Source organism: Halorussus halophilus, assembly GCF_008831545.1.
Taxonomy (GTDB): Archaea; Halobacteriota; Halobacteria; order Halobacteriales; family Haladaptataceae; genus Halorussus; species Halorussus halophilus.
The window spans coordinates 995,130-1,015,613 of record NZ_CP044523.1 but is presented as its reverse complement, the minus strand read 5'-3'; the positions used below and the strand labels follow the sequence as shown (position 1 = coordinate 1,015,613).

The 20,484-nt window shown below is 61.7% G+C and carries 18 protein-coding genes; 4 read left to right on the top strand and 14 right to left on the bottom strand.

Annotation, left to right across the window (positions count from 1 at the left end):
• Window positions 1–380 precede the first annotated feature (380 nt).
• The 4 genes from F7R90_RS04955 to F7R90_RS04940 all read right to left on the bottom strand — a co-directional run bounded on the left by F7R90_RS04955 (window position 381) and on the right by F7R90_RS04940 (window position 5,028).
• Window positions 381–554 (bottom strand): 50S ribosomal protein L37e, encoded by a 174-nt coding sequence (locus F7R90_RS04955; RefSeq protein WP_158056165.1) that lies wholly within the window; start codon window positions 552–554, stop codon window positions 381–383.
• The gene (locus F7R90_RS04950; RefSeq protein WP_158056164.1) at window positions 551–736 is read right to left on the bottom strand and encodes an LSM domain-containing protein; all 186 of its coding nucleotides are present in this window, start codon (window positions 734–736) and stop codon (window positions 551–553) included. The genes F7R90_RS04955 and F7R90_RS04950 overlap by 4 nt, the downstream gene beginning before the upstream one ends.
• A 288-nt stretch (window positions 737–1,024) precedes the next feature.
• On the bottom strand, window positions 1,025–3,721 hold the full coding sequence (locus tag F7R90_RS04945; protein ID WP_158056163.1) for an AAA domain-containing protein: 2,697 nt from the start codon (window positions 3,719–3,721) through the stop codon (window positions 1,025–1,027).
• A 77-nt stretch (window positions 3,722–3,798) separates the two neighbouring features.
• Window positions 3,799–5,028, bottom strand: a complete 1,230-nt coding sequence (locus F7R90_RS04940; RefSeq protein ID WP_158056162.1) for a Cdc6/Cdc18 family protein — start codon at window positions 5,026–5,028, stop codon at window positions 3,799–3,801.
• 904 nt (window positions 5,029–5,932) lie between these two features.
• Here F7R90_RS04940 and F7R90_RS04935 point away from each other — a divergent pair.
• Window positions 5,933–6,889, top strand: a complete 957-nt coding sequence (locus F7R90_RS04935; RefSeq protein ID WP_158056161.1) for a zinc-dependent metalloprotease — start codon at window positions 5,933–5,935, stop codon at window positions 6,887–6,889.
• 60 nt (window positions 6,890–6,949) lie between these two features.
• On the opposite strand, the gene F7R90_RS04930 is transcribed toward F7R90_RS04935, so the two are convergent.
• The 4 genes from F7R90_RS04930 to F7R90_RS04915 form a co-directional block, all read right to left on the bottom strand.
• Complete coding sequence (locus tag F7R90_RS04930; RefSeq protein WP_158056160.1) at window positions 6,950–7,150, bottom strand: hypothetical protein; 201 nt, start codon at window positions 7,148–7,150, stop codon at window positions 6,950–6,952.
• Window positions 7,151–7,310: 160 nt separating this feature from the next.
• On the bottom strand, window positions 7,311–7,862 hold the full coding sequence (locus F7R90_RS04925) for a hypothetical protein (RefSeq protein ID WP_158056159.1): 552 nt from the start codon (window positions 7,860–7,862) through the stop codon (window positions 7,311–7,313).
• A gap of 121 nt (window positions 7,863–7,983) precedes the next feature.
• The gene (locus F7R90_RS04920; protein WP_158056158.1) at window positions 7,984–8,517 is read right to left on the bottom strand and encodes a cob(I)yrinic acid a,c-diamide adenosyltransferase; all 534 of its coding nucleotides are present in this window, start codon (window positions 8,515–8,517) and stop codon (window positions 7,984–7,986) included.
• A 1-nt stretch (window position 8,518) separates the two neighbouring features.
• A complete protein-coding gene (locus F7R90_RS04915; RefSeq protein ID WP_158056157.1) occupies window positions 8,519–8,755 on the bottom strand; it encodes a glutaredoxin family protein in 237 nt (78 codons plus the stop codon).
• A gap of 273 nt (window positions 8,756–9,028) precedes the next feature.
• On the opposite strand from F7R90_RS04915, the gene F7R90_RS22060 reads away from it, so the two are divergent.
• Window positions 9,029–9,196 (top strand): DUF7838 family putative zinc beta-ribbon protein, encoded by a 168-nt coding sequence (locus F7R90_RS22060; RefSeq protein ID WP_192498402.1) that lies wholly within the window; start codon window positions 9,029–9,031, stop codon window positions 9,194–9,196.
• A gap of 736 nt (window positions 9,197–9,932) precedes the next feature.
• A complete protein-coding gene (gene thrS, locus F7R90_RS04910; RefSeq protein ID WP_158056156.1) occupies window positions 9,933–11,861 on the top strand; it encodes a threonine--tRNA ligase in 1,929 nt (642 codons plus the stop codon).
• Between the two features lie 5 nt (window positions 11,862–11,866).
• Here the strand turns inward: thrS and F7R90_RS04905 are convergent, their stop codons facing one another.
• The 4 genes from F7R90_RS04905 to gcvPA all read right to left on the bottom strand — a co-directional run bounded on the left by F7R90_RS04905 (window position 11,867) and on the right by gcvPA (window position 17,533).
• Window positions 11,867–13,882, bottom strand: a complete 2,016-nt coding sequence (locus tag F7R90_RS04905) for a PQQ-dependent sugar dehydrogenase (RefSeq protein WP_158056155.1) — start codon at window positions 13,880–13,882, stop codon at window positions 11,867–11,869.
• 153 nt (window positions 13,883–14,035) lie between these two features.
• Window positions 14,036–14,638: a cupredoxin domain-containing protein gene (locus F7R90_RS04900; protein WP_158056154.1), complete on the bottom strand. Its 603-nt coding sequence runs from the start codon at window positions 14,636–14,638 to the stop codon at window positions 14,036–14,038.
• 131 nt (window positions 14,639–14,769) lie between these two features.
• Window positions 14,770–16,188: an aminomethyl-transferring glycine dehydrogenase subunit GcvPB gene (gcvPB, locus tag F7R90_RS04895; protein WP_158056153.1), complete on the bottom strand. Its 1,419-nt coding sequence runs from the start codon at window positions 16,186–16,188 to the stop codon at window positions 14,770–14,772.
• A gap of 1 nt (window position 16,189) precedes the next feature.
• Window positions 16,190–17,533, bottom strand: coding sequence for an aminomethyl-transferring glycine dehydrogenase subunit GcvPA (gene gcvPA, locus F7R90_RS04890; RefSeq protein WP_158056152.1), 1,344 nt, complete (start codon window positions 17,531–17,533; stop codon window positions 16,190–16,192).
• Between the two features lie 211 nt (window positions 17,534–17,744).
• Here gcvPA and F7R90_RS04885 point away from each other — a divergent pair, with 211 nt between their 5' ends.
• Window positions 17,745–18,428, top strand: coding sequence for an HAD family hydrolase (locus tag F7R90_RS04885; RefSeq protein ID WP_158056151.1), 684 nt, complete (start codon window positions 17,745–17,747; stop codon window positions 18,426–18,428).
• Here F7R90_RS04885 and F7R90_RS04880 read toward each other — a convergent pair.
• Window positions 18,425–18,763 (bottom strand): hypothetical protein, encoded by a 339-nt coding sequence (locus F7R90_RS04880; RefSeq protein WP_158056150.1) that lies wholly within the window; start codon window positions 18,761–18,763, stop codon window positions 18,425–18,427. The two genes, F7R90_RS04885 and F7R90_RS04880, sit on opposite strands and share 4 nt — an antisense overlap.
• A gap of 54 nt (window positions 18,764–18,817) precedes the next feature.
• On the bottom strand, window positions 18,818–20,458 hold the full coding sequence (locus tag F7R90_RS04875) for a GTPBP1 family GTP-binding protein (protein WP_158056149.1): 1,641 nt from the start codon (window positions 20,456–20,458) through the stop codon (window positions 18,818–18,820).
• Window positions 20,459–20,484: the final 26 nt, after the last annotated feature.

Below are 20,484 nucleotides of genomic sequence, written 5' to 3'. Positions count from 1 at the left end.
TGCACGTTCGTGTATCTGATGTCGGATCTTATTGGTTAACCGACAGATGCGCTTGATGAACCAAACCACCCGAAAAGCTCGGTGACAGTAGCCAATAGGGTGGGACTGAAAGGGGCGGCGCGCTCGCGCTTGCCATGGTCGTCTGCGCGGGCCAGTATTCGCGGCGGGCCAGTATTCGCGGCGGACTGTGTGGAGAGCCGCGAATATCCCGTGTCAGCGACCGCGAGCGGGTCGGGGATTTCGAAGAAGTAACTACTCTACAGTGATAGTCAGAAAGTCGAACAAACGTCGTTTCAAAGCAGTCGCTACTGTATATTCACCACTACCGAACTAGCCGACAGAGAGAACGCAAAGAGACCCCGTTCGGGGCAATCGACGAGTTACTCGCCAGCTTTGCTCTGCCACTCGTAGTCGCGGCGTTTGGCGGATTTGCCGAAGCCGCACGACGAGCACTGCTTCTTCTTCACGTGGTAGGACTTCTCACCACAGCGACGGCACTTCACGTGCGTCGTCTTGTTCTTCTTTCCTTGGCTCGGTGTTCCTGCACCAGTCATGGTTTGATGGAAACCAAGTTATCGCCGCGTATAATGGTTGTGTCTTCGTCGTCCTCCAATACTAGATTCATGTGCTGGTCGTAGCCAGTCAGCACGCCGACGTACTCCTCGCCACCTTTCAGTCGAACCGTGACCTCTTCTTCGAGGGAAGCTTCGAGCACGTCTAGCGGTCGCCCACTCATATCATTAATCCGCACTCGTGGAACTCTTAAACGTACCGGAAGTTGTGCCTCGTGTGTTGGCTTTCGCATGGTTTCCGGGGTGTCGCGGCAACGTTCCCCGGTTCGTGTCGGGAAAGTAACTTCGTTTCGGCGGGACTGTTTGTAAAGTTCGGGCGACTCTTGAAATTTGCTCGCGGCCAGATTGTGGGTGCGCGCTGGGAAACGACGACCGAGTTTCGAATCTCCGCATCTGCCAGTCGGCGCGCGCGTCGCAGTTCCCGGAGGCACGTCGCCGACAGATTCGACCCCCTACTTCGCCCAGTCCACCATCCGGGAGTAGAGCGGGTCCGTACAGAGCGCCGCCTCGTCACCCACGAGAACCAGGGACTTCTTCGCTCGCGTGAGCGCGACGTTCACTCGCCGGTAGTCTTCGAAGATGGGACTCTCCAAGTTCCCAGTCGCCACGAACGACACCACGATGACCTCCTTGCTGGACCCCTGGAATCTGTCCACCGTATCGACGGTGACGCCCGCAGAAACTCTCCGACCAATCTCGGCGACCTGCGCGCGGAACGGCGCGATGACGCCGACTTCATCGGGACTCAAACCAGCGTCGAGGAACGACTGAACGACCTCCGCAACGCGGTCCGCTTCGATTGGGTTCGTGTTCCCCACCGTCTCGCCGTCGGGGTCTACGAACGAGACGCCGTTCTGGAGGTCGTTGGGGAGCGCGGACGTGTCCACGTCCGGCAGTGCAGCCAATCGCTGTCCGGCGACGTCACCTGTGGCAGGGCGTAGCTCGCCGTCGTAGAACTCCCGCGAGGCGAACGCCTGGATGCGCTGGCTCATCCGGTACTGTCGGTCGAGCATCACACCAGAATCGGGGTAGGTCTCGATGAGTCGTTGGAAGAGCGAAGTCGAGAGGTCGTTTTCAGTTCTGACGACCGGCGGCAACTGCTGGTGGTCGCCCACGAGGACGAAGCGGTCGGCGAGGTTGAGCGCCGCGAGCGTGGCGGGTTCGGTGAGTTGGGAAGCCTCGTCCACCAGCGCCACGTCGAAGTGCTGTTCGCGCATGATGCGCGAGCCACAGGTCGCCGTCGTGGCGGCGACCACGCTCGCGTCCCGGAGTTCTTTCACGCGCTCGTTCGGGTCGCCACCCTGTTCGAAGCGAAGGTCCTGCATGTCCGGCCGGACACCGTTTTCCGTTCCAACTCGTACAACGTCTTCGAAGCCTTGGTCGCGGAGGGCTTCTAGGGCGTTGTCCACGGCGCGGTTGGTGAATGCGGAAAGGAGAGCGGTTTCTCCCCCTTCGGCGGTTGCACCGCCTCCGTTTCGAGGCGACTCCGTCGCCTCGCTCTGCTCGACCATCGCGCGGATGATTCTGGCGATGGTGTACGTCTTGCCCGTCCCTGGCGGACCGTGGACCAGCGCGAAGTCCTCGGCGTTCGTGGCGAGGTTCACCGCCTCGTTCTGTGCCTCGTTGTTGTCGATGTAGGTCTGGTGGTTGGCAGAGAAGTCAGGGGAGGCGCGGTCGAACAGCACGTCCTTCTGGCGCGGGTCGCCCTTCAGCACGAAGTCGTGGAGCGCGGTCAACATTCGGTCAGCCGAGAGTTCGGAGGGGTACACGTCGAGTCGCCGGAGTTCGACCGATTCGTCGGCTGTGACGACGACTTCCTCGCCCAGTTGCTTCACGCGCGCCATCTCGGCGTGGCCACCGATTGGGTCGCCGTCGCTGGCGAGGACGACGTCGCCTTCGCGAATCTTCGAGACTGCGTCGCTCGTGCGGGTGGCGCGCAGTTCCCAGCGACCGCCTTCGATTTCGACTTGAGAACCGGGCTTCAAGTCGATGAGCGCGCGGTCGTCGTCCGCGCGCTCTTCGGGCGTCTGCTCCCAGAGTTTCGCGTACTCCTCGTGGGTCGCGCCACGCTCCTCTTCCACGAGGCGGTACATCTTCTCGAAGTAGCGTTGCTCTTCCTCGGGGAGCGCGTTGCCGATTTGGCCCGCTTTCGACTCCTGGTCGAGTCGGCCCGAGACGACCATGCAGGTGTCCTGCTCGAAACAGTACTCGCAGGTCGCGTCGGCCTCGTAGCCGGTCGGCACGTCCGTCTCGTACTCCATCGCCGCGATTTCGTTGCGCGTGCGAACGACGAAGTCGAGCAGGCCATCGCCGATGGAGAACTCCTTGGCGGGCGAGAGGTCGCCGCTCTCGTCGCCGCGGTCGAGCGCGGTATTTTTCGTGTACAGGAGGGTTCCTGTGTCGGCCGGGACGCCCTTCTCCCGAAGGAGGAGCGCGTAACAGACCGCCTGAATCTTGTCCTGGAATCTGGGGTCGCGCTTGAGGTTCTTGCCGGTCTTCAGTTCGACGGGCATCCCCCGCCGCAGGGCGTCGGCACGGCCTTTGATGCCGTACTGCTGGCTGACGAGTAGTTGCTCGCTTCGCCAGTCGTCTTCTTCTGTAAGCACGCCCTGCTGTAGCCAGCCTTCGATAGCTTTGGCGTTCTGGCGCACCTCGTCGGCTACGTCGCTCGCCTCCATGCCGAGCAGGCCGAGTTGGAGGCCCGCCTCTTCGACCCGCTCCTCGATGGAGTCATCGAGTTCTCTGCCGCGGAGGAGGTCGCCGAACACCTCGTGGACGATGGTCCCCTTGACCACGGGGTAATTGAGTGGAATCCCCGAAATCTTGTTGAGGTAGTACATCCGCGGACACTGCACCCACGAGCGGATGTCGGTCACGTCCACCAGAAAACCGGGTTCCACGACGACCGACGATTCTTTGCTAGTGGAGTAGGTGGTCTCACCCTGATACTGGTCGGTCTCGACGTCTGTTACCAGCAGTTCCATCCCCTCTTCCAGCAGTGCCGCGCTCTCGGTCCACTTGCCCCAGAGCGTCACCTGCTTGGGACCGTCGTCCTCGCGGACCGTCACCTCTGCGAGGTTTCGCTCGCCGTACTGGGTGCTGACTGCGCGCGTCTCCCCCGCATCGACGACTTCTCCCCGAACGTTCACGACAGCATCGTAGCCCTCGGCGGTAAAAAAGCCTCCCTGTCCGCGGTGGAAGTGAAGTCGTTGGTCTCAACTATCGTTCAGAGCGCGAGGTCCGCGATGCGCGAGTCGCGGTTGAGGACCTTCTTCACGATTTCCGGTTCTTCGAGTAGTCGGTGCATGGTGTGGACACCACGGCCCCGGCCCCGGCCCTTCGTCTCGGAGTTGATGACGTTGAGGAAGTCCTGCTCTTGCAGGATTTCTTGGACGCGGCGCTCGGAGAGGGCGTCCATGTCGAGTTCCGACGCGATGGACTGGTACTGCTTGTAGATTTGCTGGGTCGGGAACTGCTCTTGGTGGCGATTTTCGGTGAGGAGTGTGAGAGCGAGGAGGATGGCCTTGGCTTGCGTGGGTGCGCCCTCGATGAGTTCTGCGAATCTGTCGGCTTCGGTCTTCTCCTTGGCCGCGTAGACGTGCTGTTCGGTGACAACCTTATCGTCCTGCTTGGTGGCGATTCGACCCGCGTTTCGCAGGATGTCGATAGCTTTGCGGGCGTCGCCGTGTTCCTGTGCGGCCAGCGCGGCGGTGAGCGGGACGGCGTCGTCAGAGAGGACGCCATCGCGGAACGCGTCGGCACGATTCTGGAGGATGTCGATGAGTTGGTGGGCGTCGTACGGCGGGAAGACGAGTTCGTCGTGGGCGAAACTCGACTTGACTCGTTCGTTCAGTTCGTCCGGGAAGTCAATCTTGTTCGAGATGCCGACGATGCCGATGGTCGAGTCGGTTACCCGGCGGTTCTCTCCCGCGCGCGAGAGTTTGCGGAGGACCTCGTCGTCTTCGAGCATGTCGATCTCGTCCAGGATGACGATGGTCACGTCGCTACAGGTGTCGATGATGCGCCAGAGTCGGTCGTAGTAGTCACCGGTGCCGAGGCCACGCTGTGGAACGGTGATGCCCGTCTCGTCGGGGTCGTTGAGTTCCCGTCCGACCGTCTTGATGACCGACGCTTCCGTCGTCTGCTCACCGCAGTCGATGAACGCCGTCTCGACGGTTACGTCTTCGCGCTCGGCCTCGTTCTCGACGCGTTTCGAGACGCTGCGGGAGATGAGCGATTTCCCGGTCCCAGTCTTGCCGAAAATGAACAGGTGTGTCGGTTCTTGGCCGAAGATAGCGGGGTTCAATGCCTCTGCCACCTTCTGCATGTGTTCGTCGCGGCCCACGATGCGGTTCGGGCCGGGCAGGTGGGAGATTCGAAGCAGGTCCTCGTCGGAGAAGACCGGGTCGTCGTACCGGAAAAGCGGGTCGCGGTCGTCGTCGCCTTCAGATTCCATCTGTTGACAGGGGGTTCCGCCCTTCGGTACAAAAAGGTAGGGGGTACCGTCGCGGATGTATTTCGGAACCGAGCGCGGAGTGAACGTGCTATCGAGAGTAATTCCAAGATTAGGGTTCTCAGACCACCTTCGCGGATGTTCGCGTTCGAGGCCGGGTCAGACGACTGTCCGGAAAGTGGTAGGCGACGTTCGAACGAAAACGGCTGACGGAGAACGAAACAGGACGAAGTTAGCGAAGCGGAAAACGGGGCGTTTGGGAGTACACACCCCCCTCGCGGATGTAATAGTTGGCGTAATCACGAATGAGTTGGAGATAGCGAACGACGAACCGTACACGATTGGCAACGGACGATAGCCGATGGCCGGGGATACAGTCTAGGAGATTGTGGTTGGTCGTCTTGTAGTAGACTGATTGTGTAACTTCATCTCTTCCTCTTGTCTTTCCTTCCTTTCTCCCACTCCATTAACCACTAATAAAATATTTATTATTGTTATTCCCCAGTATTGTTTGTGATTACTCATCATTTTGTGATGGTCTGTGTGTCTATATGTCGTCCCGTCCCGAAGAGAAACGACGGTTTAATATAGGTGAGGGGGACACACCACCATCGCGTCTGTAACAGTATTAGAGGGAAAGACTAGAAGACCAACACACCCCACTTTCGCGTATGTAAATCTGGCCGAATATCGACTTAGAGCGGCTATAGGGGCCAAATAGTGTTCGCGAGCCAGAAAAATCGGCTCGATTCCGATACATCCGCGACAGTAGTGTCCCGAACCCAATACCGCTCCCCACACCTCCCGAGACGTACGTTCTCCGTTACATCCGCGACAATGGTGTGTCGGGGGACTCCGACACCGCTCCGGCAGAAAGATTTTGACCGCTCCACACCAACTCGAAGACGTGAATCTGTATCGTAGTGTCCGGGCTATCGCCGAGTCGTCTGGCGAGGGGCCCATCGATTGGGATGCCGTCGGGGAGGCCGCGAAGGCGGCGACAGAGTCCGGGTCGTTGGAACTGTCGGCGGCCGAGCGAGAAGGGTACGCCAGCGACGTACGCGACGCACGGAACCGCGTCCGAGAAGTCGCAGGTGTCGATTTCGACGTACCCGACACCATCGAAGTACAGAATCGTCATCACTGGATAGACGCCAACATCGACACGTTCCGCCGCGTGATGGGCCCGGTCGAAGAACACGGCCCGGAAGTCCTGCCCGGCGTCGCCCGCACTGTTAACACGGGGACAATGTCGGTGATGCTGTCGGTCCTCGCCAAGAACGTTCTCGGGCAGTACGACCCGCTTCTACTCGCCGAAACACCCGAAGACCACGCGCTGTACTTCGTCCACCCGAACATCCACCGCGTCGCAGACATGCTCGACGTGGACTACGACCGATTTAGACGATGGATCGCCTTCCACGAAGTAACCCACGCCGCCGAGTTCGGTGCGGCCCCGTGGCTCTCGGACCACCTCGAACAGCGCATGGAATCGGGCATCGAGGCGCTCGCAAGCGGCAAACTCGACCGCGAAGCCTTCAGAGAACTTGACGCCGCGATGACCGCTGTCGAGGGGTACGCCGAGCTACTGATGGACGAGGCGTTCGACGACGAGTACGCCGACCTCCGCGAGAAGATGGACGCACGAAGACAGGGCCGAGACCCGCTCTCGAAGCTCCTGCGTCGGCTGCTCGGTCTCGGCATGAAACGCCGCCAGTACGAACGCGGCAAGACGTTCTTCGAGAGGGTCGCCACCAGTCGGGGCCTCTCCGGTGCCAGTGCGGTCTGGGACCGACCGGAGAACCTGCCGACTGACGCCGAGTTAGACGACCCACAGCAGTGGGTCGCGCGCGTGAACCCGTAGAATTCGAGTCGCGTTGTCGGCTCTTCCACAGTCCAGGTTGCGACGTTCAAACTGCGATGTTCAAGTTGCGATGTGCGTGAGATAAGCGAGCAACGCCGCACCGAGGACAAGTCCGGCGGCAACGGCTACCCCGATTTGGACGAGTGACCCGCCACCTTGGAAGGTGATGAGTCCCGCCGAGACGCCCACGAGTACGACGATGGCGATTTTGAGTCGAGTCCTCGCCGCCTGCTGGTCTTCGCTCGAAGGTGGCCCGACCATCGTTATCGTTCAACTGCGACGTCCGCGCTCGACTTCTTCGTTCGCTTCGCCGTCAGCATTCGCTCGTCCTGCCACTCAGTCGCGTCCATGCGTGTGGCGTGTCGTCGGACTCGCTTAAGCCTACTCGTCGTCGGCGAAAAGCAACGAATAGTCCGGTCACCTATTGGAAGCCGCGCCCGACTTCGTCGTCGTCAATGAGGTCGTCCAGTTCTTCGTTCAGCAACTCTTCGGCCTCCTCGAACCGCTCGGACACGTCTTCGACGGAATCCGGTCGGTCGGCGAAGTCGTAGTCGATGGGACCGAACGCCGGACTGTCGAGCGCGTCCATCAGGTCGTCGAAGAAGTCGTTCGAAGTCGTCGGAGCGTCTGCGTGGGCTTTGACGACTTCCTCGACGTGCCGGGCTTGCCGCTTGGCCTGCCCCTCGTCGCCCGGCGGACTCTGGACAGCGAAGCGACTCTCTTGCTCTTTGTCGGGGAGGAACGACCCGATTTCGTCGTCCAACTTTCGCGCCACTTGCGTCCCGACGCCGCGAACTTCGTAAGGGTTCTTCGCGTACGTCTTCAGTAGGTAGACACCACCGCGCGGGTGGCCGAGATACATATCCTCACCGACGCCGCCCGCGCGAGTTCCACCGAGCGCGCGCCAGCCCTCGGGGTCAACGTCTTTTTCGACTACGTCTTCGACGATGTCTCGCCACTCGCGTATCCGCATGCTTACAAGTACCAAACCACTGAAACAGGATTAACGTGTCGGTCTCAGCAATCAATCGCACCACGGCAGTGCGACGACTCACCTCACGGCAGTGCGACGGACTCACGCTGTCGCCGCTGACTCAGTACGACGGCGACTCTTCCGGAACGCCGTCGCGTTGGTTGACGACGCGGCCGAACACGAACAACGCGTCCGAGAGTCGGTTGAGATACTTCACCGCAACGTCGTTTATGTCCTCGTCGTTCTGCAGCGTGACCGCGCGCCGTTCGGCCCGCCGACAGACGGTTCTGGCGTGATGTAAATTCGCACCTGACTCGCTTCCGCCAGGTAAGATAAACGACTGGAGCGGCTCTAACTCCTCGTCGTAGCTATCCATCCAGTCTTCCAGCAGTTCGACGTGTTCTTCCCGCACGACGGGGGCGTCTTCGTCGGGGTCCGGGTTCGCGAAATCCGCCTGCACGACGTGGAGGTGGTTCTGTACTTCCCGAAGGTGGTCGTCCACATCGTCGTGACCGCAGGGTCGAACGCGGCCGACCAGAGCGTTCAGTTCGTCTACGGTCCCGTACGCCTCGATTCGAGGACTCGCCTTCGAGATGCGGGACATGTCTCGGAGGTCGGTCTTCCCCTCGTCGCCACGCCCGGTGTACACCTTCATGTTAGAGGGAGGCCTCGACGTACTCGACGATTTTCTCGCTCTCGGCCATCGTCACACCGCGACTCTCGTTCACGAGGACGGGCACACCGCGCTGGCCGCTCACTCGTTTGACTTCATTCCGCTTCGAGTGGAGTGCTTGGACCCACTCCGTCTCGTACTCGACGCCCTTCTCGTCCAGGGCGTCGTGGACTTTCTCGCAGTACGGGCAGCCATCGAGGGAATAGAGCGTGATGGACATACTCCGTCTTGGGGACTCTCGGGCATGAAACTACTGCACGGCAGCGTGGCATCGAACACGAGAATTCGTATCGTACTATGAAGTTTATCTCTGCTATCCGCGTAGATGTCTTCACCAAGGACACCGCTGTCCGTCCGGTAGAAGAGGTCGTCAGCGACTGTTCTCCGTACTGGCACACGACAGCAGCCGCCAAGTCGCCCCACGAACCTGTTGACGGTGTCCAGCGAGGGAGAAACCAGTATCTTAAACTTCGCCGCAACTAGATTGCCGAATATGAGCCAAGAACTTGACCATCACTGCCCTCAGTGCGAGACAGAGCGCACGTTCTACCGCACCGCGAGTACGAATCTCCACCTCGGAGAGAAGACGAAGTGGGGCTGTCCGGAGTGTGACTTCCGCCTCGTCCGCATCGACGGCGACATCGACTCGGCCGAAGCCTGACGCGGTTTCTGAACGTGTTTTCGCAGTTGCCGCTAAACTCGGGAGCGGCGCACCGATCCGATACACACCGGTCCGATTTATCGACTTCAGTATCGCCTCGACACACGTCACGTACGTGAACTGCAAACCAGAACTCACTCGACCGAGTGGCCCCTAATCTGGGAACCAATCCAGTCGAACGGTGGTTAGTCCAAAGACAGACTCGGTCGAGCGTTGAACCGGTCGAACTTCAGGGAACACCGGACCGGAGACACTCTATCGTGGTGTCTAACTATGTCTGATTTTTGTGGATGTCTCATTCTCGTGCGCGCACGCGTACAACTACCCCCACCAACCCGTATCTCCATTCCGTATCTCCGCGCTATTGCAATGGGAACAATCACTCGTCCTCGACAACTTTCACAAGCCACCCGACACTCGTCCCAGCGAAATCAAGAGAGGTCGTTGGAGTACCACCCCACTCACCTGCAATCAGGGGCTATTTTCCGGAATGACTCTCTCTTCCCACCCCAAACCGAGTTTCGACCTTCTAAGAGCGACACAACCTCCGGACGTACGCCAACGAATAAACTAAATTTCGATATATGTAATCGGGGGGTCGGCGGCAACGAAGTCGGCTAGAGACGCGCTCTCTTCGGCGTTTCGGCCAGTTGGCCCGCTACCCCCAACTCGTCTGGAAACGCTCCCAACCCGCGTGTAGAAAGCGTTATCCGTCGTCCGCGTCCGAAATAGAAACATGAGCCAGATCACCGTCACCCTCCCAGACGGCTCCGAGTTGGAGCTGTCGGAGGGCTCGTCTGTCGAGGACGTCGCGTACGAAATCGGGCCCGGACTCGGGCGAGACACCGTCGCAGGTGTCGTGAACGGCGACCTCGTAGACAAGGCGACTGAACTCCACGAGGACGTACGCATCGAAATCGTCACAGACCAGAGCGAGGAGTACCTCGACGTACTTCGCCACTCCGGCGCTCACGTCTTCGCACAAGCCCTCCAGCGACTCTACCCCGACGCGAAGTTAACCATCGGCCCGTGGACGGACGACGGCTTCTACTACGACATCTACGGTGTCGATTTGGACGAAGAAGACCTCGAAGAAATCGAAGAAGAAGCCTACGACATCATCGCGGAGGACTACGACATCGAACGGTTCGAGCGGTCTCGCGACGAGGCGTTCGAGGTCTACGAGGACAACGAGTTCAAGCGCGAGATTCTGGAGACAGAGGCCGCAGACGAGGAGACGATTTCGTTCTACGAGCAAGGCGAGTTCGAAGACCTCTGTAAGGGTCCGCACGTCGAATCGACGGGCGAAATCGGCGGGTTCGCACTCCTGAACATCTCGGGTGCCTACTGGCGCGGCGACGAAGAGAACGAGATGCTGACCCGCGTCTACGGCACCGCCTTCGAGAGCGAGGAGGAACTAGAGGAGTTCATCCAGCGACGCAAGGAAGCCGAAGAGCGCGACCACCGCAAAATCGGTCAAGAGATGGACCTGTTCTCCATCCCCGACTACTCACCGGGCTGTGTCCACTTCCATCCGAACGGCATGACGATTCGCCGCGAACTCGAAGAGTACGTCCGCACGAAGAACGACGAACTCGGCTACGAGGAAGTGTGGACGCCCGAACTCAACAAGGCCGAACTGTGGAAGCCGACCGGCCACTACGACAACTTCAAGGAAGCGGGTGAGATGTTCGCGTGGGAACAGGACGAGACCGAGTACGGTCTCAAGCCGATGAACTGCGCGAACCACGCCAACGTCTTCGACCGCAAGCAACACTCCTACCGCGACTTGCCGGTTCGGTTCTCGGAGTTCGGCACCTGCTACCGCAACGAACAGTCGGGCGAGTTGTCGGGACTGCTCCGAGTCCGAGGATTCACGCAGGACGACGGCCACGCGTTCATCCGAGAAGACCAGATTCGGGGCGAAATCGTGGACGTACTCGGCGCTATCGACGACATCTACGGCCACTTCGGTCTCGAAGTGAAGTACAAACTGGAGACGAAAGGCGACAACGCGGTCGGTAGCGACGATATCTGGGAGACCGCCACCGACGCACTGAAAGACGCCCTCGCGTCCGAGAATCTGGAATACGACGTCGAAGTTGGCGAAGCCGCCTTCTACGGTCCGAAAATCGGTATCAACGCCGTGGACGCCATCGGCCGCGAGTGGACCATCGGCACGGTCCAGTTGGACTTCAACATCCCCGAGCGCCTCGACCTGACCTACACGGGCGAGGACAACGAGGAACACCGCCCGGTGATGGTCCACCGCGCGCTGCTCGGCACGTTCGAGCGGTTCATGGGCGTCATGATAGAGCACTTCAACGGGAAGTTCCCGACGTGGCTCGCACCCGAGCAGGTTCGCATCCTGCCTGTGAGCGACGACAACATCGGCTACGCGAAGCAGTTGCAGAACCGGTATCTGGACGACTTCCGCGTCGAAATCGAGGACCGCTCGTGGACGGTCGGCAAGAAGATTCAGCAGGCCCACGACGACAACGTGCCGTACATGCTCATCGTCGGCGACGACGAGGAGGAAGACCAGACCGTCTCGGTGCGCGACCGCAAGGAGCGCGACGAGAACGACGTCGAAATCGAGCGCTTCCGCGACCACCTCGACGCTGAAGTCGAGAACAAGGAAACCGACGTTTCCTTCCTCGAATAACCGTTCTATCCGCTCTCTTCGGTCGTCTCTGGGGCAGACGTCGTTTCTTCGACAGTCGTCGCTTCCCCATCGGAAGTCGTCGTCTCACCACCGCCGGTCGTCGTCTCCCCGGCAGTAGTCGTCGCTTGGACCGGCGGCGAAATCTGGTCGCCTTCTCCCGGAGGGACGATTTTGTAGACGCTACCGGAACCGCTCACGCTCGGTGTCTCGCTCGTACAGACGTACAGGTCTCCGTTTCGGTCCCGACCGAAGGCGAGGACGAACCGGTTGACTTCGCCGTTCGGGCTGTTTTCGACGACGAGTTCTTCGAACGACCAGAGTCCGTCGCCGTCTCCCGCTTGTGCTGTGTCAGTCGTCGTTTCCTCAGCAGTTTCGGTTTCCCCCGCTTCTGGACGAGTCGCCACGAACAGCCGCCCGCGCGGTTCGCTGAACGAACGACTCCAGTCACCGAACACGTACCGACTCTGTAGCTCGCCGACGGTGTCGCTCTGCGCGACGTAGCCGCCGGTGACCGAGATGCCGACCGATTGGTTCTGGAACGTGTGTGGATACTCGATGACGGGGTCGATGAGTGGCTCTCCACCGCGCACGCCGTCCGGCGTCGAATCCGGACAGTTCTCCGGCGGTTCGTCCGGACTCGCGGGGCTGAAACAGTGCGTCGCTTCCTTGACGTTCCACCCGTAGTTGCCGCCCCGTTCGACGATGTTCACCTCTTCGAAGAGGTTCTGGCCGACGTCCGCGACGAACAGTTCGCCGTCGTTGAACGACATACGCCACGGGTTCCGAAGCCCCCACGCGTAGTGTTCGGGGAACGCGTCGGTGCCGACGAGCGGGTTGTCGTCTGGGATGGCGTACCGTCTCCCGTCTTCCTCGTTGTCTACGTCGATGCGCAGAATGCTCCCCAACAGGTTCTCGGTCACGTCTTGGCCGTTGCCGCCCTCGTTGTCGTCGTACCAGTCGGGCACGTGGCCCATGTCGGAGTCGTTCGCACCGCCACCGTCGCCGACCGCCACGTAGAGGTAGCCGTCCGGACCGAACGCGAGGTCGCCCGCGTTGTGGTTGAACTGCGGTTCCGGAATCTCCAGGAGGATTCGCTCGGAGTCCGGTCGAGCAGCACTCCCATCGTCTGTCGTTTGGTACTCAGAGAGGACGAACGTGTGGTCGAAGTCCTTCGGCGTCCCCTCTCGGTCGGGGCCGACGAAGTCCTCCGGGCGCAACGGCGCGCTGTAACGTACGAAGAACCGGCCGTTGTCTTGGAACTCCGGATGGAACGCCAACCCGAGCAGTCCGCGCTCGTCGAAGTCGCTCCGGAGCGAGACCAACTTCTCCTGCACGTCGAGGAACGGTTCGGATTCGATACCGTCCGGTCCGTGGACGTATATCTGCCCGTTCTGGTCCACGACGAACCGTCGGTCGCGGTCCTCGTCGGCGACCGCGAACCCGACTGGCTGTTGAATTGGGTCGCCAGCCACCTGTTGGAGTCCGACAGTCGGCCCCCGTGGCACGAAGCGTTCTGGTCGTTGGGTCGTCTCCTCGCCCGCGGTCGTCGTCGCCCCTCCGCCCCGAACCTCGACGCCCCCCCGCATCGAATTCGGGTGGACGACGCAGAAGTACGTCGCAATCGCTGGTTCGGCGACGAACTGGAACTCCTGTGTCGCGCCTCGTTGTGAGACTATTTCAGTCTCGGCGACCGCCCCGTCGTCGGTCTGGATGACCGGGATGCTGTTCCCGTCCGGGTCCAGAAACGCGAAGTTGTGCGGGAGGCCGTCCACGTTCTCCCAGCGAACCGTGTACGTCCGACCCGCCTCTAACTGTAGCGTCGGATTCGTTTGGCCTTCGATTGCCGCTGGCGCGCGGCCGACCCATCCCGAGCGCTGGCCGCCGAACTCTAAGGTCGTCTCCTGTGCCCGTGCGCCAGTCAGACCGATGCCCCCGGCGATGCCTCCTGCCGCGACTGCCTGTAAAAATCGTCGTCTCGTCTGAGTTGTGCTGTTCGCTCTTTCGTCTGGTGTACGTGTCATCTCCCCATTCCCCCAAAGAACCTCCACGAAGTCGCACATAAACGTTCGGCGGGTATCAGGAATACTCTCGATTTCACCGTTCGTAACGGAGATTACCGGCGCTTCTTTCGATTCTCGCCGCTGAAAATCATCGCTCGACGGGAGGTTCCCCGGTCAAATCTCACCCGTCCAGACGAAGACGTTACCTCGCATGGTGAGCGGATGGACGTTACAGATGTACGCCTCTATCCCCGGGTCAGCGGTGAATTCGAACGTCTGTGTCGCTCCGCGCTGACTGACCACTGGGGTTCGTCTGACCTCCTCGCCGTCGATCGTGATTATCGGCATCCGGAATCCTTGGTCGTCGAAGAACGAGAAGTTGTGCGGGAGTCCGTCGAGGTTCCGCCACGTGACTCGGTACGTCTGACCCTCGCGTAGCGCCAACGGCGGGTTCCGTTGCCTGCGAATCGACTCTGGCTCGCGCCCGCGCCAGCCACCCTGTCGCGCACCGAGCGCGATGTTTCGCTGGTCTACGACGGTTGTCCCAGCCTCGGCCGGTGTCGTCTCGGCGACCGTCGTTTCGGTCTGGTTCGCTGCGGTCGTCGCAGTTTCGTTGCCGACAGTGGTCGTTCCCTGTCCGGTGGTCGTCTCCTGTCCCCCTACGATAGTCCCGATACTCGCGAGGACGCCCCCCGCGGCAACTGCCCCGATGAACTTGCGGCGCGTCCGCCCGTCTGCCTCTCCGCTATTCCCGGTCTCTCCGGTCTCTCGTGTCATCGTTTGCCCCCAATCGAATCCCCACCGTCACGTCGATAAACATATCAGTTCGTTCGCTGGAGTATCGCCGTCTTGGCGGGTCTGTATCAGCGAATACGCCGAACTAACTGTTCGTTCACAGGGAGGTTGAGCTACTCCTCGTCGAGCGACTGCCACGAGAGTCGCAGGTCCCGCGCCGCGCTCGTCTGGTCGATGCGCTTGGCGCTGGTGCGTTCAGGTGCGGCTTCGAGCGTCTCGTCGTCCTCGTTGGCGACTGCGTTGAACGCGTCTGCGAGTTGGTCGAGCGTCTCGCGACCTTCGATTTCGGTCGGTTCGGTCATCAGCGCCTCCGGGACGATTTCGGGCCACTTCGTCGTCGGCGGGTGGACGCCGTAGTCGAGCATGCGCTTGGCCACGTCGGCGGCATCTTGATCGCCCGCGCTGGCGACGAATTCGTGGTGGAAGGGGCCGAACGGCACCTCGTACTCGATTTGCGTGGCGAGATAGTTGGCGTTCAGCACAGCCTTCGCCGAGGCGTCTTCGAGCCCCTCGTCGCCGAGTCGCGCGATGTAGGCGTACGCTTTCACGAGGACGAGCCAGTTGCCTTGGAAACCGTGGACCTTGCCGACGCTCTGCTCGGGGTCGAACAGTTCGTACTTGCCGTTGTCGTCGTTCACGCGCGGTGCAGGCAGGAAGTCCGCGAGTTCGTCCGTGACGCCGATTGGTCCGGCACCAGGACCGCCACCACCGTGAGGCGTGGCGAACGTCTTGTGGACGTTGTAGTGCATGATGTCGAAGCCCATGTCGCCCGGTCGCGCTTGGCCGAGCAGGGCGTTCAGATTCGCGCCGTCGTAGTAGAGCAGACCGCCAGCGTCGTGGACGATGTCGGCGATTTCCTCGATGTCGCGCTCGAAGAGGCCGAGCGTGTTCGGATTCGTCAACATGAACAGGGCCGTCGAATCGCCCGCGGCGGCTTCGAGCGCCTCCAAATCGACGCGGCCGTCCGCCGCGGAGGGGAGTTCGACTACGTCGTAGCCCGCCAGCGCGGCGCTGGCGAAGTTCGTACCGTGGGCACTGTCGGGGACGATGATTTCCTTGCGCTGGCCGTTCTCGCCGTTGGCCTCGTGGAATGCCTTGGCGACCAGAATTCCGGCGAACTCGCCCGCCGCGCCAGCAGGCGGTTGGAGGCTCACGGCGTCCATCCCGCCGATGCGGCCGAGGTAGTCCTGGAGTCCAGCCATCAGCGCGAGGCTTCCCTGCACGCTCCGGTCCGAGCGGTCGGGGTGGACCGCCGCGCCGGGGAGCGCCGCAACGTCCTCGGTGAACTTCGGGTTGTACTTCATCGTACAGCTCCCCAGCGGATAGGGACCGCTATCGACGCCGTAGTTCATCTGGGAGAGACGCGTGTAGTGGCGGGCCAACTCGGGTTCGGAGAGTTCGGGTAGCTCCACGCTGTCGCGCGTCAACTCGTCCGGAAGCGAAGATTCGACTTCGACTTCCTCGGTGTTCTTCTCCGAGAGGAGCGGTTCGTACTCGTCGTTCGTGGTCCAGCGGGCTTGGTCGTACTCCATGTTAGGCCACCTCGTCGAACGCCGCGACGAGCGCATCCGCGGCGTGTTCGTTCGCGTCGGTGATACAGACTTGTACGTGATGTTCGCCGATTTTGTGGACTGCGAAGCCCTCCGCTTCGAGGTCTTCGACCACTGCCTTCGCGGGTTGGTCGGTGTGAGCGACGAACTCCCGGAAGTGGTGGCGGTCGTGGACGGGCGCTTGGACGCCCTTCACCTCGTCCAACCTCGCGGCGAGGTCGGTGGCGAGGCTGACACAGTCGTTAGCGAGGTCCACCAGTCCGGACGGCCCGAGATACGCGGCGTGAATCGCAGTGCGGAGCGCGACCCACGCCTGATTCGTGCAGATGTTGCTCGTCGCGCGCTCTTTGCGGATGTGCTGTTCGCGGGTCTGGAGCGTCAGCGTGTAGGCACGCTGGTCGTCTGCGTCTTCGCTCGCGCCGACGAGACGGCCGGGGACCTGCCGGACGAAGTCCTCGCGCGTGGCGAACAGACCGAGACCCATTCCGTAGGCGGTCGGCAGGCCGAGCGACGCGGCGTCACCGACCACTACGTCTGCGCCGACCTGCTCGGGTTCTTGGAGGAGCGCGAGCGCCACTGGGTCGGTGCCGAGACAGAACAGCGCGTCGTGGTCGTCGGCGAGTTCGCCGACAGCCTCCAAGTTCTCTTCGATGGTCCCGAACGTCGTCGGGTTCTCTGCGTAGACCAACACGGCCTCGTCGTCGATGGCGTCTTCGAGCGCGTCGGCATCGACGTTGCCGTCTTCCGTGCCGTAGGTCTCGACGGAGAGCCCTGCGCCCTCGGTGTAGTTTCGCAGCACGTCGCGGCGTTCGGGCAGGATGTACTCCGGAACCAGCACGCGGTCGCCGGAGGTCTGGCGCACGCGGGCCGCGAGCAGTGCGGCCTCGGCCAGTGCGGTCGCGTGGTCGTACATCGAGGCGTTGACCACGCCGAGACCGGTCAACTCGACCAGCATCGACTGATACTCGAAGAGCACCTGCAAGAACCCCTGCGTGATTTCCGGTTGGTACTGCGTGTAGGAAGTCAGAAACTCGGAGCGTTGGGAGATGTGGTCCACCAGCGAGGGCACGTAGTGTTCGTAGTGGCCTCGCCCGAGGAACTCGGACAGGTCCTCGTTTCGCGCCAACATCCCTTCGACGTGGCGCTCGGTCTCCCGTTCGGTGCGGGCGTCGATACCGAACTCGCCGTCGAAGGCGACCGACTCGGGAATGTCGAACAGTTCCGTTACGTCGTCTGCGCCCACGGCGTCGAGCATCGCCGCCGTCTCGGCGGCGGTGTGTGGAGCGTACGGGCTTCCCCGTTCCCCGCGCTCGTTTCGTCCGCTCATGTGGTCTGAGGTTAGGAGTGGACCGCTTTAAGATGGCGGTATTTGCGCCGAGAGTTATTTACGACGATTCGAGTAAGTGACCGGCGTCGCGTGACGTCCCACTTTCAGACCGACCCAGTTTCGATACTCCACCAGCTAATGCACTCCCTACCGAACGGTATCGCCAAACATCTTTTCAGCGAGAACGACGAACGCTTACGTAGCGACCCAGATGCCAAATTCCGACATCGAGACCATCCTCTTCGACTTAGACGGCACGCTTGTAGACTACGAACGGCCGCCAACCGAGTTGCTCGACCACGCCTTCCGACGCGCAGGCGTAGAGCCGTTCTTCGAAATCGGCGACTACCTCGACCGATTCCACGAACACACCGGCCCGAACGTGAGCATCGACGAAGTGCGCGCCCGGTGTTTCGAAGCGATTGCAGAGTCGTACGGACGCGACCCGGAAGTCAGCCGTGAAATAGCGGAAATCTACGCCGCCGAGCGCGACCACTCGCAAGTGGCACCGCTGCCCGGGGCACACGACCTGCTCGAAACGCTCGCCAGCGAGTACCGACTCGGCCTCGTGACGAACGGTCCACCGGGGATGCAGACCACCAAACTCGAAGCTGCCGGACTCACCGACTACTTCGAGGAGTTGGTGTTCGCGGGTCACGACACCGCCGCCAAACCGGAGGCCGAACCGTTCGAAGTCGCCCTGAACGCCCTCGATTCGACGCCGGAGCGTACGCTCCACGTCGGCAACTCCATCTCTTCTGACGTTGCGGGCGCACACGCCGCGGGCGTCGGCTCTGTCTGGGTGCCAGCGGAGCGCGGTGTCGAACCGGAGCCGAAGCCGAACTACGCGTTCGACTCGCTGGCGTCACTGGAAGCGCGCCCCTGGGCGAACTAATTCTGGGTTCGAAACTCCAACGCGGTCGTCACGAGTGCGAAGACGCCGACGACGAGCAACAGGAGCGCGAGCGTGCCACCGCCCGTCGCGTAGTCGTAGCCGGCCCACGCGAGGAACCCACCGAAGAAAGCGATGCGCCAGCCACGACTCTCGGTCTGGTCCCGGAAGACGCCAACAGCCAAGGTGCCAGTTAGGTACAGCGAGAGAAGACCGACTACGAGGTCCTCGGTCGTCGCCCCGTCTCGAATCGCGAAACCGAACGCGACCAGCGTCACGAGTAACAACACGCCCACGAACGCCTTCGCGGCGAGGTCGATTGCACGAGGTCGGGTCACTGACAGGAACTTTCGCAGGACGAGTAAAAGTCGTTCCGACTACGTGCGTCGATTCTATTCGGGGGTGATATTCGTCACCGTGCCGACACCCTTGCTCTGGCCCTCGCGGAAGACGAACTTCTGGCCTTCTTCCACGAGATACGGGCGGAACTTGAACCGAACTCTGGTCTTCCCGGAGTCGCCGGGCAACAGTTGGCCGCCCTCGGGGAAGAACTTCACCGCCTCGCTCACCGTTTCGAGGTGAATCACGGGTTCGTAGCCGTCTCCGATGCGAGTCGGATGGTTCAGGACGACGACTTCGGCCTCGAACTCCCGGACCGGCTCTGGCTCGGCGTCAGCCGGTAACAGTACCATCCCGCGTTCGATGTCGGCCTCTCGCACTCCCTTCAGCGCGATGCCGACGATGCGGCCCGCCTTGGCTTCGTCCACGCGGTGGTAGTGCATCTCGATGGAGCGCACCTCCACCTCGCGGAAGTCACCGTCGGCCATCGGACCGATGAGGAGTTCGTCACCCGCTTCGACGTGGCCGGACATGATAGTCCCCGACGCAACTGCGCCGACGCCCGTCACCGAGTAGGTGCGGTCGATGTACATCCGGAAGGGACCGCTGTCGGCCGTCGTCTTCGGTAGTCGCTCGAACAACTCGTCTAACTCGTCCAAGCCGTCCATCGTGACCGCGCTGGTCGTGAGAATCGGCACGACGTTCTCGTCGATCTCCTCGATAGCGGCATCGACGCCGTGGCGTTCGACGAGCAACGGCGTCTTGCCAGCGTCCCGGAGCAGGCGCTCGACTTCGCGTTCGACCTCCAGCACGCGGTCTTCTTCCACGATGTCGGCTTTCGTGATGGCGACGATTGTCGGCAGTTCAGTAGCGAGCAAGACCCCGAGATGCTCGCGCGTCGTCTTCGTCGGGCCGTCGTCCGCGGCCACGGTCAGCAGGCCGTAGTCGAGTTTCTGACCGACCAGCCCGCGAATCGTAGTTCGGAGCCACGGTTCGTGACCGACGGTGTCAACGAACGAGACTAGGCGGTCGCTCTCCTCGACTACTCGCGCACGGTCGGACTTCCGGTGCGGGTTGTCCATCCGAACCGGCCCGTCCTCGCCGAACCCGTAGACGGCGTAGGAGAGGTCCGCCGAGAGTCCACGCTCGACTTCGTGTGGCTGCACGTCGAGATAGCCGCGGGTGCCGCCCTCACCGTCGTCGGGTTGCCCGGTCACGAGTGACCCGACGAGCGTCGATTTCCCGTGGTCCACGTGGCCTGCGGTACCGACCACGATGTGTTCGCTGTCCGTATCTAAGACTGCGCCTTCACAGATGGTCGCCACGCCGACGAGACCCTTCACGCCGCTCTTTCCACCGCGATTGGATGCGCTGCCGTCGGCGTCGATGCCCCACGTCTGTACGTCTTCGATGTGCGCGCCCGCCTCCTCGGCGAGCAGGCTCAGTACGTCCATCGATTCGGAGAAGGCTTCGTGGCTGATACCCGCGATGCCGCCGTCGTCGGTGACGCCGACGACGTACGTCGCCTCGCCGTCACCGGAGAGAACGCGGTGGCGGAGTTGCGCGGCCAGACTCTCCATCCGGCCTTCCGCGAGGTGAACCGTCCTCGTGAGACGTTCCTTGAATTCGACGCTTCCGCCCTCACGCTCGCCACGTTCGAGGGCCTGCTGTAGCACGGCCCGGTCAGGGCACATACCCGCGAGTTAGTGCGACTACGTAA